Origin of the sequence: Arabiibacter massiliensis, assembly GCF_902386925.1 — a bacterium.
Classification (GTDB): Bacteria; Actinomycetota; Coriobacteriia; order Coriobacteriales; family Eggerthellaceae; genus Arabiibacter; species Arabiibacter massiliensis.
The window spans coordinates 1803198-1826905 of record NZ_LR698996.1 but is presented as its reverse complement, the minus strand read 5'-3'; the positions used below and the strand labels follow the sequence as shown (position 1 = coordinate 1826905).

The window sequence follows — 23708 nt, the reverse complement described above, 5'->3', positions numbered from 1 at the left end:
ATTGCCCGTGAGGTCAGGCTTCGCCGGAAGGCCCGGCGGGGTGGATTGCTAAAACTACGAGGAGGCATTCATGAGCGTCATCATCGATGTGTTCGGTCGCGAGATCCTGGACTCGCGCGGCAACCCGACCGTGGAAGTGGAGGTCGTGCTCGAGGACGGGGCGTTCGGCCGCGCTGCCGTGCCGTCGGGCGCGTCGACCGGCGCGTTCGAGGCCGTGGAGCTGCGCGACTGCGACAAGGGCCGCTACCTCGGCAAGGGCACGCTCGACGCGGTGGCCCATGTGAACGAGGAAATCGCCGAGGCGCTCATCGGCCTCGAGGCCGACGACCAGCGCACCATCGACGACATCATGCTTGAGGTGGACGGCACCGACAACAAGGGCGCCCTGGGCGCGAACGCCATCCTCGGCGCGTCGCTGGCCTGCGCGAAGGCTGCGGCCGAGTCGGCCGAGCTGCCGCTGTACAAGTACGTGGGCGGCGCGAACGCGCACCTTCTGCCCACGCCCATGATGAACATCCTGAACGGCGGCGTGCATGCCGACAACAACGTGGACTTCCAGGAGTTCATGATCATGCCGGTGGGCGCCGACTCGTTCGCCGAGGCGCTGCGCTGGTGCGCCGAGATCTACCACACGCTGAAGAAGGTGCTGCACGACGCCGGCCTCGGCGGCGGCGTGGGCGACGAGGGCGGCTTCGCCCCCAACTTCAAGACGAATGAGGAGCCGCTGGAATACGTGACGAAGGCATGCGAGGCCGCCGGTTACAAGCCCGGCACGGACATCATGTTCGCCATGGACCCGGCCTCGACCGAGTTCTACGACGCCGAGAAGCAGAAGTACGTGCTGGCCGGCGAGGGCCGCGAGCTCACGAGCGCCGAGATGGTGGACTACTGGGAAGCGCTCGTGAACAAGTACCCCATCATCTCGCTCGAGGACGGCATGGCCGAGGAGGACTGGGACGGCTGGAAGGCCCTCACCGAGCGCATTGGCGACCGCGTGCAGCTGGTGGGCGACGACCTGTTCGTCACGAACTCCAAGCGCCTGGCCAAGGGCATCGAGATGGGCTGCGCGAACGCCATCCTCATCAAGGTGAACCAGATCGGCAGCCTCACCGAGACGCTCGAGGCCATCGAGATGGCGAAGCAGGCCGGCTACGCCTGCGTCATGAGCCACCGCTCCGGCGAAACCGAGGACACTACCATCGCCGACCTGGCTGTGGCCGTGAACACCGGCCAGATCAAGACCGGCGCTCCCTGCCGAAGCGATCGCGTGGCGAAGTACAACCAGCTGCTCCGCATCGAGGAGGAGCTCGACTCCGCCGCCGTCTACGCCGGCATGAGCGCGTTCTACAACATCAAGCGCTAGAACAAGCCGCAAAACGAAAGCCTGCTTGTCGCGGGGCCGTCCGTATGGGCGGCCCCGCGGCGCTTACCGCTCCGGGAACACCCGCTGACCGGGCTCGGGGTGCGCGAGCAGGCCTTCCTCGTGCAGGGCGGCGCGCACGACGAGGTACTCGTCGGCCGGCTCGACGCACATGAGGGCGATCTCGTCCTCGGAGAGCATGCGCGCGATGCGCGCGGGCACGCCCATGATCAGGCATCCGTCGGGGAACTGCTTGTCCTCGGTCACGATCGCGCCGGCTGCGACCAGGCTGTTCGATCCCACGACCGCCCGGTTCATCACGATGGACCCCATGCCGACGAGGGTGTTGTCGCCGATCGCGCAGCCGTGCAGGATGGCGCGGTGCCCGACGGTCACATGGTTGCCCACCACGACGGGGTCGCCGACATCGGCATGGACGACGACGTTCTCCTGGAGGTTCGTCTCGTCGCCGATAGTGATAGGGGCGTCGTCGCCGCGCAGGCGCGCCCCGTCGAGCACCGTGGCGTCGCGGCCGAGCGTCACGTCCCCCATGATGCTGGCGTGCGGCGACACGAGTGCGGAGGGGTGCGCCTTCACCTGGTGGTAGCAGTTACGTTCGAGCACGGGTATCGCCATGGCCGTTCCTTTCGTCCGATCCCCTCCATTATACGGGCAGGTCCGCGCTCGCGGAATCGTGCTCATGAATCATTCTTGAAACGCTATAATAGACCGCGACTGACAACGACAACGGCGCGGCGGCTCGGCCGAGCGCCTTCGCGAAAGGGGAGGGCATGCCGGAGATGATCTCGCTCGAAGAGGCGCGCGCGCTCGTGTTGGCGCAGGTGAAGGCGCTGCCTGCGGAAACCGTGCCGGTGCTGGAGGCCGTGGGACGCGTGGCGGCCGCCGACCTGCGAAGCGACATCGACATCGCGCCGTTCGCCCACTCGGCCATGGACGGCTTCGCGCTGCGCGCCGAGGAGATCGCCCAGGCAAGCGCCGACGCGCCGGTTGAGCTGGACGTGGTGGCCGAGATCGCGGCGGGCGACGTGTTCGAGGGTTCCATCGAAGCCGGCCAGTGCGTGCGCATCATGACGGGCGCGCCCGTGCCCGACGCCGCAGACTCCGTGGTGAAGTACGAGATCGTGGACGTGGTGACCGGCGACGGCAAGGCGGGCAGCCGCGTGGCCTTCGCCGCCCCCACCGCCGTGCGCTCCAATGTGCGCGATGCCGGCGAGGAGGCGCGGGCCGGCGAGGTGGTGGTCGGGTGCGGCGAGGTGATCGGCACGGCCGGCGTCGGGTTTCTGGCGGGCTGCGGCATCGTGGAGGTGCCGACGCACCGCAAGCCGCGCGTGGCCGTGATCGCCATCGGCTCGGAGCTCGTCCCTCCCACCGAGGTGCCCGGCCCCGGCAAGATCCGCAACTCCAACAGCTACGCGCTGGCCGCGTGCGTCCAGGCCGCCGGCGGGGTGCCCGTCGTGCTGCCCATCGTGGAGGACACGCACGAGGCGCTCGCGGCCGCGGTGCGCGCGGCGGCGGCCGACTACGATTTCGTGGTGACGAGCGGCGGCGCGTCCAACGGCGACTTCGATTTCATCAAGCCGGTGGTGGAGGAGCTGGGGCAGCTGCTGATGACTACGGTGAACATGCGTCCCGGCAAGGCGCAGACGTTCGGCCTGGTGGATGGCACGCCCGTGTTCGGCCTGCCCGGCAACCCGGCGGCCGCCTACGTGGGCTTCGAGATGATCGTGCGCCCGGCGCTGCGCAAGATGCAGGGCTTCTCCCGCTTCGAGCGCCCGGTGGTCAAGGCCCGGCTCGCGCACGACGCCAAGAAGAAGGACCCGCGTCGCATCTTCCTGCGCTCGACGCTTTCCAAGGACGCCGACGGCGCTTACGTGGCGACGCCAGCGAAGAACCAGAGCTCGGGCTTGTTCGGGCCCATCCAGCGCAGCAACTGCATGGTGGTGCTGCCCGAGGGCCTCGAGTCGCGCACGGCCGGCTCGCTCGTGGAATGCGTTTTGCTCGACGTCAACGAGGAGGTAGTGCTCTAATGGACCAGAAGATCACCTTCGCCATCATCACGTGCTCCGACACGCGCGGGATGAAGGAGGACACGGCGGGCGCGGCGCTTGAGGCGCTCATCGCCGAGAACGGCTGGGAGTGCAAAAGCCACGTCGTGGTGCCCGACGAGCGGCCGTTCATCGCGTCGGCCATCGTGCGCGCCTGCGACGAGATGGATGTGGACGTGGTGCTCACCTGCGGCGGAAGCGGACTGTCGCTGCGCGACGTGACGCCCGAGGCCACGATGGACGCGTGCCAGCGCAACGTGCCGGGCATCGCCGAGGCCATGCGTGCGCACTCGCTGGCCATCACGCCCTACGCCATGCTCTCGCGCGCGGTGTGCATGCAGCGAGGGCGCCACCTGGTCATCAACCTGCCCGGCAGCGAAAAGGCCGCCCGCGAGAACTGGGACGGCGTCGTCGGCGTGATCCCGCACGCCGCCAAGATGATGGCCGGCGGCGGCCACTGAGCAGGTTGTCTGAGCGAACGAAGCGCCCCCCGCTGTCATCCTGAGCGAGCGAAGCGAGTCGAAGGACCCCCTGCGGCGACAGCCGTGACGCTTCCAGCTAACGCCGCACGGGATCCTTCGGCTTCGCTCACTTCGTTCGCTCCGCTCAGGATGACAATGCACAAAATCGTCGCCTGTGCGAGCTGTTTCCCGAGGGTAACTTGCAATTCGGCGTGCGGCGCGCGCATAATGCCTGGTCGCGCATCGCCGGAGGTGTCCTTCCGCGAGTTAGCCGCATCGAACAGCTCGCACAGGGGGCAAAAAACGTGCGGCACGGGTCGTTTCGCGTGCCGTCTTCTCTTAAAACCCCACGGTCATGTGCAGGTGGTAGAACTCGATGCGGGTGGCGAACACGGCGGCCAGGACGAGGACGCAGGCGGCCACGCGCAGAATGAGGGTGAGCCGCTCCGCCTGCCCGCGCCGCAGCGACCAGGCCGCCGCGGCAATGCCGGCCGCGCCCAGCGCGAGATGCAGCGCCACGACCGCGCCGTAGTCCGGGACGAGCGAGCTCGCGGAGAACTCGTTGTTCGCGATTCCTCCGAGGCTGGCCTCGTGCATCCCGAGCACGACGGTTCCGGCGGCGAGCGAGGCGGCCGCAAGCGCGAGCAGCGTCCCCTCGAGGGGCCGGAGCCGCGCATGGGCCAGCTCCAGGAACAGCAGGGCCAGCACGGGTCCCGTCAGCGCCGCCGACAGCACGAGATCTGCCGGCGTGTACGGAGAATCCCAGGTGGGAACCGTGCTCACCGTGTACGCCACCGACGTGCACGCCACCAGCGCCACGCCCGCCGCGCACGCCAGCACAAGCCACGGCTTGGCCACGGCGTCCGGGAAGCGCTCCTTGAACGCCGCCATCCAGTACGACCCCGCCAGGAACAGGAACGCCACGGCCGCCAGCACCTCGTTGGAAAGCGGCGAGCGGCCGATGCCCGAGAACACGTGCAGTGCGTTCGCCGGCGTGCCGAGGTGGGTGGCCGAGGCGATGAAGCCCGTCAGCACCACGGCGAACGGCAGCGCGATCATGCGGTCGAGCCGCACGGCCGCCTCGGGGTTGCGCGCGCCGATCCGCGCGAGGGCGAGGGCGATGAACGCCACCACGCCGCCGGGCGCAAGCGAGGTGAACACCGCAAGCGAGAGCGCATCGAATCCGCTGGTCATAAGCCCATCTCCTTGCGGTTGACGATGTGCCCGCCGCCGTCCGCCGCGCGCAGGGCCGCAGGGGAGGGCAGGATGTACAGATTCGGGTTCGTCGCGTCCTCGTCGGGCAGCGGCATCACGGAGCGCACCGCGTGCGGATGCCGCTCCTGCAGCTCGGACGCCAGGCCGAAGTCGAGCGCGCGCAGCGGGCACGCCTCCACGCACACGGGCCGCTCGTCTTGCGCCACGCGCTCGCGGCAGCCGTCGCACTTGCTCGAGCGCTTGAGGTGCGCGTCGATGTGCGGCGCGTGGTAGGGGCAGGCCATCGTGCAGTAGCCGCAGCCGATGCACTTGCGCGCGTCGGGCCACACGAGCCCCAGCTCGTCCTTGTGCATGGCGCCGGTGGGGCACACCTGCGTGCACACGGGGTTGTTGCAGTGGTTGCAGGCGAGCGAGACGTGGTACGCGTACGCGTCCTGCGCAAGCGAGCCCTCCGAGGTGCGCGTCCAGCCGCCGCCCTCGTAGTCGATGACCATGCGAAACGAGATGTCGGTGCCGTGGTCGTGGTAATCCTTGCAGGCCATGGCGCAGGTGCGGCACCCGGTGCAACGCGTGTTGTCGAAGAAGAAACCCCGTGGCATGCTGATCGTCGCTTTCGTCGCGGGCCCCGCGTCCCGCGCTCGGTTGGTGGGAGGCCATTATACACGGCGCGGCCGCCGCGCCTGAGCGCGGCGGCCTGAGCGCCGAAGGGGAGGGTCCGTGCGGTCGTTCGCCTAGGCGGCGGGAACGTCCGTCACCTCTTTCTCGTTGGCGATGGCCCCGGTCGTGTCGCCGGGCTCCTTCGCCGCCGGGCACGGCAGGATGGCGATGGACGGCGTCGTCTCGTCGGGCGAGGGCATCGGCGCGATGCCGGCCACGGTGCCCGCGTGCTTGGCGCGCAGCTCCTCGATGTCGCCGAACTCGAGCGCGCGCAGGGGGCACGCCTCCACGCAGACGGGGTTGAGCCCCTCGGCCACGCGCTCGGCGCACCCGTCGCATTTCAGGCCCTTCTTCGCCTCCGTGTCGAGGACGGGCACGTTGTAGGGGCAGGTGGCGACGCACATGCCGGCACCTGTGCACTTCTCCTCGTCGATGGCCACCAGGCCCGTCTCGGTGTCCTTCACGATGGCACCCGAGGGGCACTTGGCCATGCATGCCGGCATCGCGCAGTGCTGGCACCCCAGCGACACATGGTAGGCGAACGCGTCGGAGGTGTAGGCGCCCTCGCCGGCATCCGTCCAGCCGCCGCCCTCGTAGTCGTACACGCGGCGGAAGGCCATGGTCTGCGGCAGGTCCTTGTAGTCCTTGCACGCCATCTCGCAGGTGCGGCAGCCCGTGCAGCGGGTGCTATCGAAGTAGAATCCGTACTGGGTCATGTCGTCCTCCCTCCCTTACGCCTTGGCCACTTGAACGATGATGGAATGCGCGTTGCCGTTGCCCTTCGCGTAGGGCGAGGGCTTGTAGGTGGTGAGCGTGTTGACGCACGCGCCCTCGTCCACGCGGTCGCCGGCCATGTCGGCCTTGTGCCACGCGCCCTGCGGGATTCCGACGGTGCCGGGGATGATGCGCGGCGTGACCTTAGCCTCGATGCGCACCTCGCCCGCGGGGCTCTTCACCGATACCGTGTCGCCGTCCTTGATGCTGCGCGGCTCGGCGTCCATCGGGTTGATCCACAGCTGCTGGCGCGCCACCTGCTCGAGCTCCTCGATGAAGCCGAACGACGAGTGGGTGCGGCTCTTGTGGTGGAAGCCGGCGCAGTACAGCGGGAACTCCTCGGTCACGGCGCCGTAGCCCTGGAAGCCGGGCGTGAATACGGGGATGGGGTTGATGACGTCGCCCTCGTCGAGCTCCCACGTGGCCGCGATCTCGGCCAGCTGCTCGGAGTAGATCTCGATCTTGCCCGACGGGGTGCCGAGCGGGTTCTTCGCAGGGTCGGCGCGGAAGGCCTCCAGGCCGATGCACGGCTCGAGCGCGCGCTTGTACACGCCCTGCTCCCTGATCTCGTCCCAGCTGGGCATGTCGCCGTCGGCTGCCGCGCCCGCCTCGTAGAGCTCCTTGATCCAGTCCTCCTGCGTCTTGCCCTCGGTGAAGGCGTCCTTCATGCCGAACTTGTCGGCGATGTCGGCGCACACGTCGTAGCTGGTGCGGCACTCGCCCGGCGGCTCCTGGGCCGGGCCGCCCACCACGACGGCCGTGTAGAACTCGGAGTAGCCCTGCGTCTGCATGTTCAGCTGCTCGGAGCGCATGGCGTCGGGCAGCAGGATGTCGGCGTACTTGGCAGAGTCGGTCATCACGGTGTCCCACACCAGGATGAACTCGCACTTGGACTCGTCCGCCAGGATCTCGTGCGTGCGGTTGATGTCTCCGTGCTGGTTGGTCAGGCAGTTGCCCGCGTAGTTCCAGATGAACTTGATGTCGCTCTTCAGCTTGTCCGTGCCGATGACGCCGGCGTTAGTGGCGGTCATGTCCTTGCCGTGATCGACGGCGTTCGCCCACTGGTACACGGGGATGGCCGTCTTCACCGGGTTCTGGAACGGCAGGCTGCCGACCAGGTAGGTGGGCGGCTCAGCCTCGCGCTGTCCGGTGTTGGTGCCGGGCAGGCCGATCTTGCCGATGAGGATGGGCAGCATGCAGATGGCGCGCGTGGCGTCCTCGCCGTTGGTGTGGCGCTGCGGGCCCCAGCCCTGCACGACGAAGGGCGCCTCGGCGGCCGCGATGTCGGCGGCTAGCTGGCGGATCTTCTCGGCTGGGATCTGCGTGATGGGGGCGGCCCACTCGGGGGTCTTCTCCACCATGTCGTAGCCGGTGCCCATGATGTAGTCCTTGTAGGACTTGTTCTGTCCCTTGGCGGACTCGGGCATGGTGTCGTCGTCGTAGCCCACGCAGTACGTGTCCAGGAACTCCTTGTCCACCTGGCCGTTCGTTATCCATTCATGCGCGATAGCCGAGCATAGGGCTGCGTCGGTGCCCGTGCGGATGGGCAGCCACTCGTCCGGATGGCCCGAGGCTGACTCGTTCAGGCGGTAGTCGATGTTGACGATCTTGCCGCCGCGCCCCTCCACGGCCTCGCGCACCTTCGCGAAGTCCCACACGGCGTTCGCACCGCCCATGCGGGTTTCCGCGGGGGAGTTGCCGAACATGACCACGAGGTCGGAGGCGCGCTCGGCCTCGGAGAACGACGAGGCGTTCACGGCGTCGTAGGGGCTGAAGACGCTGCCCTTCTCTTTGTCGCTGCCGTACATGAACGGCATGATGGCCTGCAGCATGTGCGTTGAGTAGTCGTACGCCTGGTTCACGTAGCCGCCGAGCAGGCCGAGGAGGCGCAGGCCGGGCTGCTTGCCGGTGCACGAGTACATGCCGGTGGCGTAGTTCACGTAGACGGCCTCGTTGCCGTAGGTGTCGATGACGCGTTTGAGCTCGCTGGCGATGGTGTCGATGGCCTCGTCCCAGCTGATCTGCTCGAACTTGCCCTCGCCGCGCTTGCCGACGCGCTTCATGGGGTGCATGAGGCGGTCGGGGTGGTTGATCCAGCGGCGCATCGAGCGGCCGCGCAGGCAGGCGCGGGCCTGCAGGTCGTCGTCGCCCGTGTTGTCGGACTCCATGTAGGCGATCTTGCCGTCGCGGGAATGCCACTGGAAGATGCAGTTGCCGCCGCAGTTGACGTTGCACTGGCTCCAGGCGATCTGGTCGGCCGGGGCGGGCGTGCCCTCGGCGGCGCCTCCCGCAGCGCCGGAGCCCTCTTCGCCCTTGGGCGCGCAGCCGTACAGCGCGGTCGAGCCGGCGGCTCCGGCCAGCGCGAGGCCCGCGAGCGAGCCCTTGACGAACGTGCGGCGCGAGAGCGCGGATTCGTTCAAAGCCATGGTTCCCTCCTTCGTTTCGGTTGCTCCACGCCATCCAACATACCGGAAGCGCTGTGCTAGGGAATCACACCCGGCATGTGATTTAAGGGCGAAACCCCAGGTCGGCGAATACCGCATAGCGATTCGCAGCCGCGAGAGGCCGAGGAGCGCGCGACGACTATGCTACCATGCTCGCAGCGGAATTCGGCAGGGAAGGGAGGGGGAGCCCATGGCGCAGACGGCGCGCACGCACGTGTCCAGTTGGGGCTACGCCTGCTTCCTCACGGTGAACGCAACCTCCACGTGGGGCGGCATCTTCCCGTTTCTGCCCCTCGAGTTCCAGACGGCGGAGGTCACGCTCACGTTCTTCCTGACGCAGGCGCTCGCGTTCGGCGGGGCGTTCGTGGCAAGCACGCTCGGGTCGTACTACTTCCCGCGCGGGGCGCGGCGCATGCTCGTGGCCCTGAGCGCGCTGCTCGTGTTCTCGGGCTCGGCGTGCCTCATCGCGGCCATGTACCTGACGGCGGTCACCCTCGCGCTGGTCGCGGGCGGCGGCGTGCTCCTCGGCATCGGGTGCGCGGGCATGTTCATGCTGTGGCAGCGCTACTTCGCCTCGCTGCCGCCGGCCGAGGGCAACCTGCGGCTCATCGTGGGCACGGCCATCGCGCCGTTCATCTACTTCGGGCTGTACCTGGTGCCCATCGCGCTCACGGCCTTCCTCGTGCCGCTCGTGTTCGTGCCGCTGTGCGGCCTGTGCATCGCGCTTTCGGTGCGCGAGATGCGGGTCGACCAGCCCATGTTCGAGGACGTGCCGCGCCAGCATCCGCGCGTGTACCGCCGGGTGCTGGCCGATTACTGGCGCAGCGCTCTGTGCGTGGGTTCGCTCGCGTTCGCCAGCGGCGTCATCCGCGGCATCGCGCTATTGCACGACGAGATAGCCGCGGTGGTGAACAGCGCGTCCATGGTGGGCTCGCTCGTGTCGGCGGCGGTGCTTCTGGTGCTGTGGTACCGCATGAGCTTCCGGTTCGGGCTGACCTCGGTGTTCCGCGTGGTGTACCCCCTCATCATCACGGGGTTCCTGCTGCTGCCCTACCTGGGCTCCGTCTACCTCAACCTGTTCGCGGCGCTCACGTACCTCGTGTTCTCGCTCGTGCAGATGCTCATGATGATGCAGTGCGCCCAGGTGTCGCGCGACCGCGGCATCAACCCCGTGTTCATCTACGGGTTCTTCGGCGGCGTGGCCTACCTCATGCAGAGCACGGGGTTCCTGATGGGGTGGGTGAGCGACTTCGTGTCGGTGGACGGGCGCGCGTGGCTGTTCTTCGTGGCGATGGCGTCGAGCTGGGTGCTCGGCCTTACGCTGCTGGCGGCCACGGGCACCCTGTTCAAGCCCCTGGCGTCGAAGGGCACCGTGACGGCCGACCCCATCGAGTTCCTGCCTGCCGAGGTGGGGGCGAAGCCGACCGCCGAGACGAAGCCCGCGCCCAAGCGCCGGCGCAACCGGCCGAGCGCCTCCGAGGACGCCGGGGCCATCCGCGACCGCACGTCCAAGCAGTGCCGCCTGCTGCAGGAGTCGCACGGCCTGTCCACGCGCGAGAGGGAGGTGATGGAGCTCATCGCCCGCGGCAACAGCATGGCGAGCATCGCCGAGCGCCTGGTCATCAGCGAGAACACCGTGCGCACCCACGCCAAGCACATCTACACCAAGCTCGACATCCACAAACGCCAGGAGCTTTTGGACATGCTGCGCGAGCTGGAGGGGTGAGGGGGGATGCCATCCTGAGCGGAGGCGCGAAGCGTCCCCTGTTGCCATCCTATGGGACAATGCCCAAAATCGTCGTCTGTGCGAGCTGTTTCACGATGCTAACTCGGGTTTTCACATGCGTCGCAAGCATAATGCCTGGTCGTGCATCGCCGGAGGTGCCCTTCCGCGAGTTAGCCGCGTCGAACAGCTCGCACAGGCGCAAAAAACGTGCAGCGCGTCCCGTCCGAGCACGGCACGCCCGACGCGCTTGCGCCGAGTGCTATACTGGTGCGCGTTCGGACACGAAAGGCGTACAGCATGACGGCACAAGAGCTTCCCAACGGATTCACCGGCTTCTCGCAGCGCAAGCCCAACGGCTTCGTGCCCGCGAGCTCGGCCATCGGCATGCCGCGCTACGTGGGCGCGCAGCCGCCCGCGGCCGGCAGGAGCGCGTACGAAGCGGCTTCAGCCGCGTTCGGCAACGGCGCGGAGGGCGCGTTCCAGTACGCGCGCGACCACGCGCGACCCGACGGAGAGCCGGCCCAGTTCGACCCCGACAAGCTGCGGCTCATCCCCGCAACCGACCGCCGCTGGGCGTGGACGGAGATCGACCTCAACGCCATCCGCCACAACGTGAGCGCCGTCAAGCAGCGCATCGACAACGGCGTGCGCCTCATGGCCGTGGTAAAGGCCGACGGCTACGGCCACGGTGCCGCGCGCTGCGCCAAGACCGCGCTGAACTCCGGCGCCGACTACCTGGGCGTGGCCACGGTGGACGAGGCCATCGAGCTGCGCGAAGCGCTGGTGAACGCCCCCATCCTCATCCTGTCGCAGCCGCCGGAGACGGCCATCCCGCTGCTTCTGGCCTACAAGGTGATGCCGAGCGTGTACACGGCCGAGTTCGCCATCCAGTACGCCGAGGCCGCCGACGCGTTCGGCGTGCGCGCGCCGTACCACCTGGCCGTGAACACCGGCATGAACCGCATCGGCGTGCGCCACGACGAGGTGGTGGAGTTCATGGGGCAGGTGAGCTTCCATCGGGCGCTCGACCTCGTGGGCGTGTTCACGCACTTCGCCACGGCCGACTCGGCCGAGACGCTCGACTTCCAGATCCAGGCGAAGCGCTTCATCGAGGCTATCACGGCGCTGCGCGCGGCGGGCGTGAACCCGGGCATCGTGCACGCGTCCAACTCGGCTGCGGCCATCCGCTACCCCGACGTGCAGTTCGACATGGTGCGCCTCGGCATCGGCATGTACGGCCTGCACCCCTCCGGCGTCACGCGGCCGATGATCGACCTGCGCCCCGTCATGAGCGTGCACGCGCGCATCACCGACGTGCGCACCGTGCCCATGAGCGAGGGCGTGAGCTACGGCATGAACTACCGCAGCCCGGGCAGTGTGAAGATCTGCACCATCCCCGTGGGGTACGCCGACGGGCTGCGCCGGGGGCTGTCGGGCCGCACCGACGTCATCTTGAAGGGCCAGCGCTGCCGCCAGGTGGGCAACATCTGCATGGACCAGTGCATGTTCGAGGTGGACCTGCGCGTGTACGGCACGCGCCGCCGCCTCGATCCGCAGATAGGCGACGAGGTGCTGCTCGTGGGCCGCGAGGGCGACTCCGTGATCACCCTCGACGACATGGCCAACACGCTGGGCACCATCAACTACGAGTTGGCCTGCGGATTCAGCCTGCGCATGCCGCGCGTGTACGTGTAAAGGAGGGCTCGCATGTCCAAGCCGCATATCCCGCTGGACGAGATCCGCGCGCAGGTGGCGGACTGCCGCAAGTGCCCGCTGGCCGACGGGCGCACGCAGACCGTGTTCGGCGTGGGCAATCCCGAGGCGCGCGTCATGATCATCGGCGAGGCCCCCGGAAAGAACGAGGACCTGCAGGGCGAGCCGTTCGTCGGCGCGGCGGGGAAGTACCTGAACGAGCTTCTGGCCGTGGCGGGCCTCACGCGCGAGGACGTGTTCATCGCGAACGTGCTCAAGTGCCGCCCGCCGGGGAACCGCGACCCGCGCCCGGAGGAGATCGAGCTCTGCACGCCGTACCTGCGCGAGCAGACGCGCACCATCGATCCGGAGTTCCTCGTGACGCTGGGCAACTTCTCCACGAAGTTCATCCTGAAGACCGAGATCGGCATCACGCGCCTGCACGGCACCGTGCAGCGCGCGGGCAAGTTCAAGGTGTTCCCCATCTTCCATCCGGCCGCCGCGCTCTACGACGGCAGCAAGCGCGAGGCCCTGGAGAACGACTTCGCCACCTTAGGCGAGCTGTTGCGCGCGAGCGACGCAGCGAAGGCCCAGGCCGCCGCAGCTGCCGCCGAGCCGCCGAGAGGCGTCCCCGAACCCCCCGAGCCCGACCAGCCGCAGCTGCTGTAAGAAGAGGAAGAACATGACGCCGGAGGAAATCGACATCACCGATATGCAGTGCTGGGTGTTCCGCATGGCGCAAACTTCGTGGGGCCGCACGTCCCTCGAATGCGCCGAGCTGTTCAAAGAGCACGACGTCCTCGGGTTCATTGCCGAGCTGTACGGACTGTTGCATTTGAGCGGCTACCGCGCGGCCCTGGACGAAGTTGAAACCTATCTTCGCTCGAAGGGGGTCGAGCCGTGCCAAAGCTGAACGATGGGATGCTGCTCTACCATGGAAGCTACCTGGCCGTTCCCGAGATCGATTTGGGGGCGTGCAAGGTAGGGAAGGACTTCGGCCGCGGTTTCTACGTGACCAGTTCCTACGACCAGGCGCACAGCTTCGTGAGGCTGTCGGTGAAGCGCCAGATCAAGGAGGGTGCGCTTTCTCCTGATCACGGCGTCGGAGCGGTGTCGGTGTACCGGCTACATCTGGCAGACGCCTTGTCCCTCCATATGTTCGAACACGCCGACGAGGAATGGCTTCATTTCGTGGCGGGCAACCGGCGCCTTGATCTCTTTCCCGGCGTGTTGGATGCGTTTCGCGAGGTCGACATCGTGGGAGGCAAGATCGCGAACGATCGCACCGCGCGCACGTTGCAGCTATACGTGGCGGGCGGCTATGGCGAGCCGGGCACGCCGGAGGCGGACGCGATAGCCATCCAGACGCTGTTGCCGAACAGGCTGGACGACCAGTTCTGCTTCCGCACCGACGCCGCGGTGCGGGCCCTCGAATTCGTGAGGAGCGACCACTATGACGCGCTTGCATGACGAGGTGAGCGAAGGGCAGAAGGAGGCCTGCGCAGTGTCGGCGATGCGGGCCATGCTGGAGGATTATGCCAAGGCGCATGACGTTCCGTTCGAGGACGCGTTCTACCGGTTCGTCGGATCGCGCGCGTACGACCTTCTATTCGATTACTCCCTCGAATATTGGCGCGAGGGCCCCGAATTTCTCATGGCCGCGTTCGAGCGTTTCATGGACGACGAGCCCCGCTAACGAAAGTTTTCTTTCGTTAGCGGGTGTATTTGGCGACGTAACGAAAGAAATCGGCCGTTTTCTTTCGTTAGCGCTCCTTCTACAGCCATTTCTTCCGCTTGAAGATAACCAGCTCCACCACCACGATAGCCACGCACACGGCGATGATGAGGGGGTAGCCCCAGGGCCAGTCGAGGCCGGGCATGTGGGCGAAGTTCATGCCGAACCAGCTGGTGATAAGGGTGAGCGGGGCGAACAGCGTGGTGATGACGGTGAACCACTGCATGGTGTCGTTCTGCTGGATGTCGATCTGCGTCTGGTACAGCTCGCGCAGCTGCAGGCTGTACTCCTTGAGCGTCTGCGAGCGTTTGAGCAGGCGCTCCACCGTCTTCTCGAGCGAGAGGAACAGGCGGCTCTCCCCGTGCGTGAGCAGCTTGTTCTCGTTGTCCGCGATGGTGCCCGTCATGTCAAGGAGCTGCTGATAGAACGTGTCGATGCGCAGCAGGCGCCGCCGGAAGCCCAGCATCTTGCGGTTCGCGATGTCGCCGCAGCGATCGAGGATCTGCTCCTCCACGTCTTCCATGCGGTCCTCCACGTCGGCGAGAAACGCCAGGTCGTCCTTCACGAGCAGCTTCATGAACTCGAACAGGCAGTGCGCCGCCGTGGGCTCCTTCAGCACGCCGATGCGTTCGATGTCGTCGAGCACGCGCGCACACACCTCGCCCTCGTCGATGAAGATGAGGTGCGACTTGTCCAGGTAGAAGGCGAATTTCAGCGTCTCGCCCATGAGGTCGCGCTTGTCGGGCACGGCGAACGAGCCGATGAGGCTGTCGGGGAACACGTCGAGGTAGGTGCTCTCGGCCTCGGTGAGCGTGCGCAGCGCCGCCAGCGTGTCGGCTCCGGCCACGCCGAGTTCGGCGAACTCGCGCGTGGTGATGACCTCTGCCACGGGCGTGCCCGGTTCGATGGGCCGGTCGAGCGGCACGGAGCGCAGCTGCTCGGCCAACACGTACTTCCGCGCCATGATCGCCTTCTCCTCTTCGTCCGATGCCCGTCGAGGCGGGCGCGCGCCTACCGTTCGATTATAGGATGTGCCCCGCCTCGGCGATTTTCGCTCCGTTGACCGTGCGGAAACACGTTTGAAACATTGGGATCGAGCGCGCCTTGCTATAATGGCGCCATACTTCGACGAGACGGCACCGCAACGGTGCTGCTTTTATATCTGAGACGAGAAGGGCGGAAGCATCGTGTATCCCATAGAACGAGTAGAGCCGCTCAACGCGGAGGTGACCCGCATGGTGGTGCGCGCGCCCGAGATCGCGCGCAAGATCAAGCCGGGGCAGTTCATCATGCTGCGCATCGACGAGCGCGGCGAGCGCATCCCGCTCACGATGAACGACTGCGACCCCGAGGCGGGCACCATCACCATCGTGTTCCAGGCGGTGGGCGCCACCACCATGCGCCTCTCCAAGCTGAAGGCCGGCGACGCCATCATGGACTTCGCGGGGCCGTTCGGCAACCCCACCGAGCTCGAGGGCGCGCGCCGGGCGTGCGTCATCGGCGGCGGCCTGGGCACGGCCATCGCGTATCCGCAGGCCAAGTGGCTGCATGACAACGGCTGCGAGGTGGACGTCATCACGGGCTTCCGCACGAAGGACCTCATCCTGCTCGAGGACGAGATCAACGCGTGCTCCGCGCGCCAGATCATCATGACCGACGACGGCTCCAACGGCAACAAGGGTCTCGTGACGCAGGCGCTGCAGCAGCGCATCGACGAGGGCGCCGACTACGACCTGGTGCTGGCCGTGGGCCCCGTCATCATGATGAAGTTCGTGGCGGCAACCACCAGGCCCTACGGCATCAAGACGTTCGTGAGCATGAACCCGCTCATGATCGACGGCACGGGCATGTGCGGCGGCTGCCGCGTGAAGGTGGGCGACGAGTACCTGCACGCGTGCGTGGACGGCCCGGACTTCGACGGCCACCTGGTTGACTTCGACGACGCCATGCGGCGCGGCGTGATGTACCGCAGCTTCGAGGGCGCGGCGCGCGAGGCCGCCGAGGGCCGCGACTGCGGCGAGCGGAAGGGGGCCTAGCATGGCGCGGATGAACTACGAGGCCAACAAGCAGCAGGCGAAAGTGCCCATGCCGGAGCTCGATCCGGTCGAGCGCGCCAAGACGTTCGACGAGGTGGCGCTGGGCTACACGGCCGAGGACGCCATGGCCGAGGCGCGCCGCTGCATCCAGTGCCCGAAGTCGCCCTGCGTGGGCGGCTGCCCGGTGGGCGTGCCTATCCCGCAGTTCATTGCGCAGGTGGCCGAGGGGAACTTCGCCGCCGCTTACGCGCTGGTGAAGGACGCGAACGCGCTGCCCGCCATCTGCGGCCGCGTGTGCCCGCAGGAGTCGCAGTGCGAGGGCGTGTGCACCCGCGGCAAGAATGGCGAGCCCGTGGGCATCGGCCGCCTGGAGCGCTTCGTCGCCGACTGGGCCTTCGAGCATCCCGAGGAAGCGGCTGCCGGTTGTCATCCTGAGCGGAGCGCGCAGCAGCAACCCCTTTGTCATCCTGAGCGGAGCGCGCAGCGCGAAGTCGAAGGATCCCGTGCGGCGTCAGCCGAGGAAACCACCGCCGGCCTTCCCGACCTCTCCGGCAAGCGCGCGGCCGTGGTGGGCTCCGGGCCGGCGTCGCTCACGTGCGCAGGCGAGCTGGCGAAGCGCGGCTGCGACGTCACCGTGTTCGAGGCGCTGCACAAGACGGGCGGCGTGCTCACCTACGGCATCCCCGAGTTCCGCCTGCCGAAGGCGCTCGTGGAGCGCGAGGTGTCCGCCCTCGGCGAGAGCGGGGTGTCGTTCGAGGTGAACGCCCTGGTGGGCAAGCTCTACGACGTCGACGAGCTGTTGGAGGAGCGCGGCTTCGACGCCGTGTTCGTGGGCACCGGCGCGGGCATCCCCAGCTATCTGGGCATCGAGGGCGAGGGCCTCAACGGCGTCATGGCGGCCAGTGAGCTTCTGACCCGCGTGAACCTCATGAAGGCCTACCTGTTCCCCGAGTACGACACGCCGGTGTACGCGGGCAAGAAGTGCGTGGTGGTGGGCGGCGGCAACGTGGCCATGGATGCGGCGCGCACCGCTAAGCGCCTGGGCGCGGACGTGACCGTGGTGTACCGCCGCGGTCGCGAGGAGATGCCGGCGCGCGCGGAGGAAGTGCATCACGCCGAGCAGGAGGGCATCAGGTTCCAGCTGCTCACGAACCCCACGCGCATCCTGGGCGATGAGAACGGCTGGGTCACCGGCGTGGAGTGCGTGCGCATGGAGCTGGGCGAGCCCGACGCGAGCGGACGGCGGCGCCCCATGGCCGTGGAGGGCAGCGAGTTCGTCATGGACATAGACATGTTCGTGATAGCGGCGGGATCGAAGACCAATCCGCTCATCGCGCAGACCACGCCGGGGTTGGAGACGACCCCGCGCAACCTCATCGTGGCTGATGAGCGTACCTGCGCCACGTCGAAGCCGGGTGTGTTCGCCGGCGGCGACGCGGTGATCGGCGCCGCGACCGTGATCCTCGCGATGGGCGCCGGCAAACGCGCCGCCGCAGGGATAGCGGAGTATTTGACGCAATAGAGCTTGTTGTCATCCTGAGCGAGCGTTGTTCGCCCCGATTGTCATCCTGAGCGAGCGAAGCGAGTCGAAGGATCCCGTGCGGCGTCAGCCGAAAGACTTCCTGCTCGCGCAGCACGGGATCCTTCGACTGCGCTCACTGCGTTCGCTCCGCTCAGGATGACAAACGCCGAAGGAGGCCATCATGTCGTTCGATCCGATCGCGTACATCAACGAGCCGCGGTGGCTGGAGTCGCGGCTGGGGCTCGACCGCATCCGCAAGTTGCTCGAGCGGCTGGGCCGCCCGCAGGACCGCCTCAAGTTCGTGCACGTGGCCGGCACGAACGGCAAGGGCTCCACCTGCGCCTACCTCGCGTCCATCTTGCAGGCGGCCGGCTTTCGCACGGGGCTGTTCACGAGCCCCTACCTCATCACGTTCGAGGAGCGCATCCGCGTGGACGGCGCGAACATCACGCTTGGCGAGCTGACCGATGTGACGCTCGAGGTGCGCGAGCAGGCCGAGGCCATGGCCGACCATCCCACCGAGTTCGAGCTCATGACCGCCGTCGCGCTCGTGCACTTCGCGCGCCAAGGCTGCGACGCGGCGGTGCTCGAAGTGGGCCTGGGCGGCCGGCTCGATTCCACGAATGTCATCGACCCGCCCGAGGTGGCCGTCATCGCGCGCATCGGGCTCGACCACACGAAGCTCCTCGGGAACACGCTCGCGGCCATCGCGGGGGAGAAGGCGGGCATCGTGAAGCCGGGCTCGGCCGTGGTGTCGTACCCCCAGGAGCCCGAGGCGATGGCCGTGGTGGAACAAGCGGCCGCCGAGGCTGGCGATGCGTTGACGGTGGTCGACCTCGCGCAACTCGAAGCGCATGATGTTTCACGTGAAACACTTGTGCGCCCCTTCTCCTACAAGGGCCGGCCGTACCGCACGCGACTGCTCGGCAGCTACCAGCCGGCCAATGCGGCGCTCGCCATCGAGGCGGCCCTCGCCCTGCGCGGCTGCGGGTGGGACATCCCCGACGAGGCGGTTGCCGAAGGCATCGAGCGGACGCAGTGGCCGGGGCGTTTCGAGATCGCGGACGCGGGGGAGGGCCGGCCCACCATCGTGGTGGACGGCGGGCACAACCCGCAGGGCGCCCGCGCGCTCGTGGAGTCGCTCGACGACGTGTTCCCCGGCCAGGAGCCCGTGTTCCTCATCGGGGTACTCGAGGACAAGGACTACCCGGCCATGCTGGAGACGGTGCTGCCGCACGGCAGCGCGTTCGTGTGCGTCGCGCCCGACAACCCGCGCGCGCTGCCGGCGCACAAGCTGGCCCGCGCCATCCGCTGGACCGGCCAGGATCTGCTCGGCTGCTCGGCCTGCGTGAACCCCTACGTCGCCCGCGACATGGACGACGGCCTCGCGAAGGCCCGCGAGCTCGCTGGCGCGGGCGGCCTCGTGTGCGCCTTCGGCAGCCTCTACTCGATCGGTGCCCTCAAAGCCGCGCTCTAGCCCTTGCCCTACGGGCCGGGCCGGACCGCGTATCGGTCAACGCTCCTGCAGCAGGTCCATGAGCTCCTGCTTGGAGTGGACGCCCGCCTTCGCGTAGGCGTTCTTCGCGTGGGTGCGCACGGTGTTCTCGGAGAGGAACAGCTGCTCGGCGATGTAGGTTTTGCTGCGTCCCTGCGCGATGAGCGCGGCCACCTCCGCCTCGCGATCGGACAGGTCGAACGTCTCGCGCAGCCACTCCACGGCTTCGGCTTGCGGCGCGACTTCTCGGTGCTCCGCCCGCGCGCCGGGTTCCGCCTTCTTCCTGATCGGCCGCGCCTCGTCTTCGGCGAACAGCGGCCGGGTGCGCGGGATGCCGTCCGACAGCAGGATGGCCGTGCTCGCGGCCAGCGCGAACACCACGATGCCCACGACGGCGGTCACGGCGTAGGACGACAGGCCCGCCGCGCCCAGCACCATCACGAGCACCCGCCCCGCATCGCGCGACAGCACGCGCGCCGCCCAGGCGAACCCGTATACCGAATACACGTCCACGGTGGTGTGGCGCGCTACGTCCTGCAGCGTCACCCATAAGACGCCCAGCATGAGCGTGTCGGCGATGTTCACGGTGGCGATGGCGATCCCCGTCAGGTGTCCCGGGAACACCGAGAGCATGAGCATGCCTGCCGCCACCAGCATGATCTCGATGCGCCACAGAAACGAGAAGCTCAGGCGGTTGCGGCGCACGATAGCCCACCAGATGATGAACAGGCTGATGGCCGCCACGCCCACCTGGTGCACGATGCGCTGCAGCGCGTCCAGCGGCACCGGCTCGCCTGCGGGGAATCCGCGCGCCACGCCCAAGGCCAGGCCGAACACCGCCAGCCCGCCGAAGATGAACAGCATGGTGGTGCGCGGCTCCTTGTCGTACACGGGCTCGGGCGCGGGCAGCTGCCCCACGTCGGCCTTGAGCGCCCGCTGGTAGCACAGAAGCGCGATGGCCGGCATGAACATGCTCACCGTGAGCCCCGTCGCCTCGGGCATGAAGCTGAGCGCGAGCCCGCCGAGCGACCCGAGCGCGAGCGACAGGAACCCGTACAGCACCGCCTGGCGCATCCCCAGCCGCACGTAGGCGGCCGTCCACATGCCGCCGCCCAGCGCGCCGCCAATGCCCGCCACCACGCTGGCCGCCGCCAGCAGGCCGGGCGCGTCGGTCTCCTTCCCGGCTAGGATGAGCACGGTGGCGAACGTCATCACGGCGAAGCCGAGCCACGCCACCACGGTGCGCCCGCGCTTGCTGAAGGGCCGGCGCAGCGCGATCAGCGCGCCCACGACCATGGTGAGCCCGTAGAGCAGCTGGCTGACCACGGTGAACATGCCGTCGTCGCTCTGCGAGTACGAGGCGAAGTGGTTGCTCTGCAGCCATACCCGCGTGGCCGCCAGGCCCAGAAACGACGGCAGGAACGCCCCGCACGCCTCTGCGATGCGCGAAAGCGGCGTCTGATCTGCCGTGCGGGCCTGCGTCATGGGCTGCTCGTTTCCTCGGGTGCAGGGGATTGCTCTTACGCGCACATTATATACGAGCGCGTCCATCCGCTTGCCAACACCCTCACACCTTCCGGGTGAATTGCCCGCCTCGCGCTTCCGTTTCACCCGGAAGGTGGCTTCTTCGCACGTCAGGAGCCATCTAAAGTGAGGGCATCGAAACGGGAGCCGCAGCGGGAACGCGGCACAGGGAGGAAGGGACAGGACATGAAAGAGACGAAGACGATCAACACGGCGCAGCCGAAGCTCACGCGCCGCCAGTTCGCGAAGCTGCTCACGGGCGGCGCGGCCACGATGGCGCTCGGCAGCCTGTTCGGGTGCACAACGCAGCAGGCGGCTGCGGCCGAGGCGCACGCCACGTTCGACTACGACGTGGTGGTGCTCGGAGGCGGCGGCGCGGGCGTGACGGCGGTCGGCCAGGCGGCGGCTGCGGGCGCGAAGGCGGTGCTGGTGGAGAAGATGGCGTGGCTGGCCGGTTCGAGCTCGCTCGCCATCGGCACGTTCTACGGCGCGGGCACGCAGCTGCAGAAGGCCGCCGGCATCGAGGACGATCCCGCAGGGCTGCTGGACTACTTCCTCTCGCGCGGCGGCGACAAGCTGGACTACGACGTGCAGAAGTTCTGCGCCGACCACTTCGGCGAGACCATCGATTGGCTCGTCGGCGAGCTGGGCGTGCCGTTCAAGGATAAGGTGTCCAAGAAGGGCAAGGACACGGTGGAGCGCGGCCACAACTGCGTGAATAACGCCATGGATGCCCTGCGCGCCGTGACGGCGTTCGCCCAGGAAAAGGGCGCGGAGTTCCACTTCGGCACGGCGGTGGAGTCGCTCGTGGTGGACGATTCCGGTGCGGTGTGCGGCGTGCTCGCGAAGCGCGGCAACGGCGAGACGGTGCGTTACAACGCCAAGAACGTCATCGTGGCCACCGGCGGGTTCTGCCGCAACGAGGGCATGATCGACGAGTACTGCCCCGACTACTCGGGCGTGTACACCGAGGTGGGCGTGGGCTGCACGGGCGAGGGCCTCAAGATGGGCCTCGACCTGGGTGCGGACTACGTGGGCCACGGCGGCACGAACGGCATCCTCGCGTGCCCGGTGGAGCCCGGCCAGTCCAAACTCATCAACAAGCAGGCGCTGTGGATCACCACGGCCGGCGAGCGCTTCACCAACGAGGGCGGCCAGACGCACGACATCTACTACGACGTGGCGCACTTCGACGACCAGAAGTTCTATGCGGTGTACGACCAGGCCATGGTGGACGCGCTGAACGAGGATCTGCGTCCGAAGTTCGAGTTCGGCCTGGAAGAGGGCATGTTCGCGAAGGGCGAGACGGTGGCCGAGGCCGCGAGCGCGCTCGGCATCGACGGGGCTGCGGCCCAGGCGGCGCTCGACGCGTACAACGAGCTGGCGGCCGCCGGCGAGGACACCCAGTTCAAGAAGAAGGCCGAGAACCTCATCCCGCTGACGACCGCGCCGTACTACGTGCTCACCATGGGCGTGTGCACGCACGGCAGCTTCGGCGGCTACCGCGTGAACACCGAGTTCAAAGTGCTCGACACGGCCGGCGAGCCCATCCCCAACCTGTACGCGGCCGGCGAGGTGTGCTGCGGCACGTTCATCTACGACGACTACCCGGCGGGCGGCTGCGGCCTGAACTGGTCCTACACCTCCGGCCGCTTCGCGGGGAAGAACGCCGCGGAGGCTGCTCTGGCGTAGCCTCTCCGTTTTGAAAGAACTGGGATTTCAGCACGGATGTTTCACGTGAAACATTCGATGAGTGGAAGCATCATGGACAAAATCGGGCTTCGGGACTGATTTTTCGCCCGCTAACCTATCCCAAATGAAAGAAACCCCTGGTCGCGAGAATTCGCGCCAGGGGTTTCGTCTTGAAAATCAGTCCCGAAGCCCGATTTTGTCCACGGGCGTCCAGCATGCGGCACGTCGGGCCGCATGCGCACACGGGATTACAGCGAGTCGATGTAGCTCACGAGGTCGCCGACGGTGTTCAGGCCCTCGGGTTCGCCGAAGTCCACCTCGCAGGCCTCCTCGAGGTCGCAGATGAGCTCCACCATGTCGAGCGAGTCGATGCCGAGCGACTCGAACGTGGACGACTCCTCCACGGTGGCGGGGTCGATGTCGAGGTTCTCCTCGAGGATGTTCTTGATGGTGTCGATGGTGGCCATGGGCCTTCCTTTCTTCGGCAGTGCGCCCTTTTTTACGCCTCTTCAGTCTGCATGAGCAGGCCGTAGCCGCCGTCGTCGCGGCGATAGAGCACGTTCACCAGGCCGGAGTCGCGATCGGTGTAGGCGAAGAAGTCGTGGCCCAGAAGGTCGATCTTCACGAGCGCCTCCTCCTCGGTGAGCGGCTCGAAGGCGATCTTCTTCACGCGCACGACCTCGTCGTCGGCCGCGAGCTCCTGCATGAGCCCGTCCACGTCCAGCTCGCCCACCGGGCCCGGCTCGATGCGGATGGTCTCGTCGGCGGCGCGCAGCTTGCGGTCGATGACCTTGGTCTTGTACTTGCGCAGCTGGCGAACCACCTTGGCGGCCGACACGTCGATAGCGGCGTACATGTCCTCCTCGCATTCCTCCACGCGCACGATGTGGCCCTTCGTGCGAAGCGTGACCTCGCAGCAGGCGGGGCGGGGGTTCGCGGGGTTCTTCTCAACGTAGAGCACGACCTCGGCTACCAGCGGGTCGATGTCCATGACCTTCATGGAGTTGCCGATCTTCTCCTCGGCGTACTGACGCAGTGCATCGGTTACAGGCATTTTGCGTCCGGTGACGGTAATGCTCATAGCGATCACCTCTTACCTCGTAGCGAATAAAAAACAGCTCAATCGCAATCGTCGACCCAGGTCGCGCGGGCGGAGATTCTATGCCTCTCGCTCACCTTCCAAGACGACTCCTCACGTCTAAGCTGATAGGTACAGGATAGCGCAAATCGTCATGTTTTGGCCGTGCATTTTGCCTCGTGTTGTGAAATCGGTTTAAAAACGTGTAACAGTTAGGCGAACGTCTCGGGT

The 23708-nt window shown here is 67.4% G+C and carries 22 protein-coding genes; 13 read left to right on the top strand and 9 right to left on the bottom strand.

The genetic code is table 11. The features are described 5' to 3' along the window. Window positions 1-70: 70 nt before the first annotated feature. Window positions 71-1363, top strand: coding sequence for a phosphopyruvate hydratase (eno, locus tag FX134_RS07835; RefSeq protein WP_080800078.1), 1293 nt, complete (start codon window positions 71-73; stop codon window positions 1361-1363). 63 nt (window positions 1364-1426) lie between these two features. Here the strand turns inward: eno and FX134_RS07830 are convergent, their stop codons facing one another. Then, window positions 1427-1996, bottom strand: coding sequence for a gamma carbonic anhydrase family protein (locus FX134_RS07830; protein ID WP_080800075.1), 570 nt, complete (start codon window positions 1994-1996; stop codon window positions 1427-1429). A gap of 155 nt (window positions 1997-2151) precedes the next feature. Here FX134_RS07830 and FX134_RS07825 point away from each other — a divergent pair, with 155 nt between their 5' ends. Beyond that, window positions 2152-3408: a molybdopterin molybdotransferase MoeA gene (locus FX134_RS07825; RefSeq protein WP_080800073.1), complete on the top strand. Its 1257-nt coding sequence runs from the start codon at window positions 2152-2154 to the stop codon at window positions 3406-3408. Then, entirely contained in the window at window positions 3408-3887 is a 480-nt protein-coding gene (locus FX134_RS07820) for a MogA/MoaB family molybdenum cofactor biosynthesis protein (protein ID WP_080800070.1), read from the top strand. The genes FX134_RS07825 and FX134_RS07820 overlap by 1 nt, the downstream gene beginning before the upstream one ends. A gap of 339 nt (window positions 3888-4226) precedes the next feature. On the opposite strand, the gene FX134_RS07815 is transcribed toward FX134_RS07820, so the two are convergent. The 4 genes from FX134_RS07815 to FX134_RS07800 all read right to left on the bottom strand — a co-directional run bounded on the left by FX134_RS07815 (window position 4227) and on the right by FX134_RS07800 (window position 8959). Further along, window positions 4227-5081 carry a dimethyl sulfoxide reductase anchor subunit family protein gene (locus FX134_RS07815; protein WP_080800067.1) on the bottom strand — a complete coding sequence of 285 codons (855 nt, stop codon included), beginning with the start codon at window positions 5079-5081 and terminating at the stop codon, window positions 4227-4229. After that, complete coding sequence (locus tag FX134_RS07810) at window positions 5078-5701, bottom strand: 4Fe-4S dicluster domain-containing protein (protein WP_080800065.1); 624 nt, start codon at window positions 5699-5701, stop codon at window positions 5078-5080. The genes FX134_RS07815 and FX134_RS07810 overlap by 4 nt, the downstream gene beginning before the upstream one ends. Window positions 5702-5833: 132 nt before the next feature. Beyond that, on the bottom strand, window positions 5834-6475 hold the full coding sequence (locus tag FX134_RS07805; RefSeq protein WP_080800062.1) for a DMSO/selenate family reductase complex B subunit: 642 nt from the start codon (window positions 6473-6475) through the stop codon (window positions 5834-5836). Window positions 6476-6490: 15 nt separating this feature from the next. Further along, window positions 6491-8959 (bottom strand): DMSO/selenate family reductase complex A subunit, encoded by a 2469-nt coding sequence (locus FX134_RS07800; RefSeq protein WP_080800059.1) that lies wholly within the window; start codon window positions 8957-8959, stop codon window positions 6491-6493. A 208-nt stretch (window positions 8960-9167) separates the two neighbouring features. Between FX134_RS07800 and FX134_RS07795 the strand changes: the two genes are divergently transcribed. From FX134_RS07795 to FX134_RS07770, 6 genes are all read left to right on the top strand, one after another. Continuing rightward, window positions 9168-10703, top strand: coding sequence for a LuxR family transcriptional regulator (locus FX134_RS07795; protein WP_080800056.1), 1536 nt, complete (start codon window positions 9168-9170; stop codon window positions 10701-10703). A 297-nt stretch (window positions 10704-11000) separates the two neighbouring features. After that, window positions 11001-12398 carry an alanine racemase gene (gene alr / locus FX134_RS07790; protein ID WP_080800053.1) on the top strand — a complete coding sequence of 466 codons (1398 nt, stop codon included), beginning with the start codon at window positions 11001-11003 and terminating at the stop codon, window positions 12396-12398. A gap of 12 nt (window positions 12399-12410) precedes the next feature. Continuing rightward, window positions 12411-13064 carry a uracil-DNA glycosylase gene (locus tag FX134_RS07785; RefSeq protein WP_080800050.1) on the top strand — a complete coding sequence of 218 codons (654 nt, stop codon included), beginning with the start codon at window positions 12411-12413 and terminating at the stop codon, window positions 13062-13064. A 13-nt stretch (window positions 13065-13077) separates the two neighbouring features. Beyond that, entirely contained in the window at window positions 13078-13308 is a 231-nt protein-coding gene (locus tag FX134_RS07780) for a DUF3791 domain-containing protein (RefSeq protein WP_080800047.1), read from the top strand. Further along, complete coding sequence (locus tag FX134_RS07775) at window positions 13296-13865, top strand: DUF3990 domain-containing protein (protein ID WP_143412165.1); 570 nt, start codon at window positions 13296-13298, stop codon at window positions 13863-13865. The genes FX134_RS07780 and FX134_RS07775 overlap by 13 nt, the downstream gene beginning before the upstream one ends. Next, window positions 13849-14091, top strand: coding sequence for a hypothetical protein (locus FX134_RS07770; RefSeq protein ID WP_080800042.1), 243 nt, complete (start codon window positions 13849-13851; stop codon window positions 14089-14091). Before FX134_RS07775 ends, FX134_RS07770 begins: the two co-directional genes overlap by 17 nt. Before the next feature lie 79 nt (window positions 14092-14170). Here FX134_RS07770 and FX134_RS07765 read toward each other — a convergent pair whose 3' ends face one another. Continuing rightward, complete coding sequence (locus tag FX134_RS07765; protein WP_080800039.1) at window positions 14171-15094, bottom strand: magnesium transporter CorA family protein; 924 nt, start codon at window positions 15092-15094, stop codon at window positions 14171-14173. Window positions 15095-15317: 223 nt separating this feature from the next. Here FX134_RS07765 and FX134_RS07760 point away from each other — a divergent pair, with 223 nt between their 5' ends. The 3 genes from FX134_RS07760 to FX134_RS07750 all read left to right on the top strand — a co-directional run bounded on the left by FX134_RS07760 (window position 15318) and on the right by FX134_RS07750 (window position 19165). Continuing rightward, complete coding sequence (locus tag FX134_RS07760) at window positions 15318-16166, top strand: sulfide/dihydroorotate dehydrogenase-like FAD/NAD-binding protein (RefSeq protein WP_080800037.1); 849 nt, start codon at window positions 15318-15320, stop codon at window positions 16164-16166. 1 nt (window position 16167) lies between these two features. Beyond that, window positions 16168-17688: an FAD-dependent oxidoreductase gene (locus FX134_RS07755; protein ID WP_080800034.1), complete on the top strand. Its 1521-nt coding sequence runs from the start codon at window positions 16168-16170 to the stop codon at window positions 17686-17688. A 181-nt stretch (window positions 17689-17869) separates the two neighbouring features. Then, entirely contained in the window at window positions 17870-19165 is a 1296-nt protein-coding gene (locus tag FX134_RS07750; RefSeq protein WP_080800031.1) for a bifunctional folylpolyglutamate synthase/dihydrofolate synthase, read from the top strand. A gap of 36 nt (window positions 19166-19201) precedes the next feature. Here FX134_RS07750 and FX134_RS07745 read toward each other — a convergent pair whose 3' ends face one another. Further along, on the bottom strand, window positions 19202-20668 hold the full coding sequence (locus FX134_RS07745) for a helix-turn-helix transcriptional regulator (RefSeq protein ID WP_080800029.1): 1467 nt from the start codon (window positions 20666-20668) through the stop codon (window positions 19202-19204). Window positions 20669-20893: 225 nt separating this feature from the next. On the opposite strand from FX134_RS07745, the gene FX134_RS07740 reads away from it, so the two are divergent. Beyond that, a complete protein-coding gene (locus FX134_RS07740; RefSeq protein WP_080800026.1) occupies window positions 20894-22399 on the top strand; it encodes an FAD-dependent oxidoreductase in 1506 nt (501 codons plus the stop codon). Window positions 22400-22647: 248 nt separating this feature from the next. On the opposite strand, the gene FX134_RS07735 is transcribed toward FX134_RS07740, so the two are convergent. Together FX134_RS07735 and hpf are read right to left on the bottom strand one after the other, a co-directional pair. Continuing rightward, on the bottom strand, window positions 22648-22866 hold the full coding sequence (locus FX134_RS07735) for an acyl carrier protein (RefSeq protein ID WP_080800023.1): 219 nt from the start codon (window positions 22864-22866) through the stop codon (window positions 22648-22650). A 32-nt stretch (window positions 22867-22898) separates the two neighbouring features. After that, entirely contained in the window at window positions 22899-23480 is a 582-nt protein-coding gene (gene hpf / locus FX134_RS07730; RefSeq protein ID WP_080800020.1) for a ribosome hibernation-promoting factor, HPF/YfiA family, read from the bottom strand. Window positions 23481-23708: the final 228 nt, after the last annotated feature.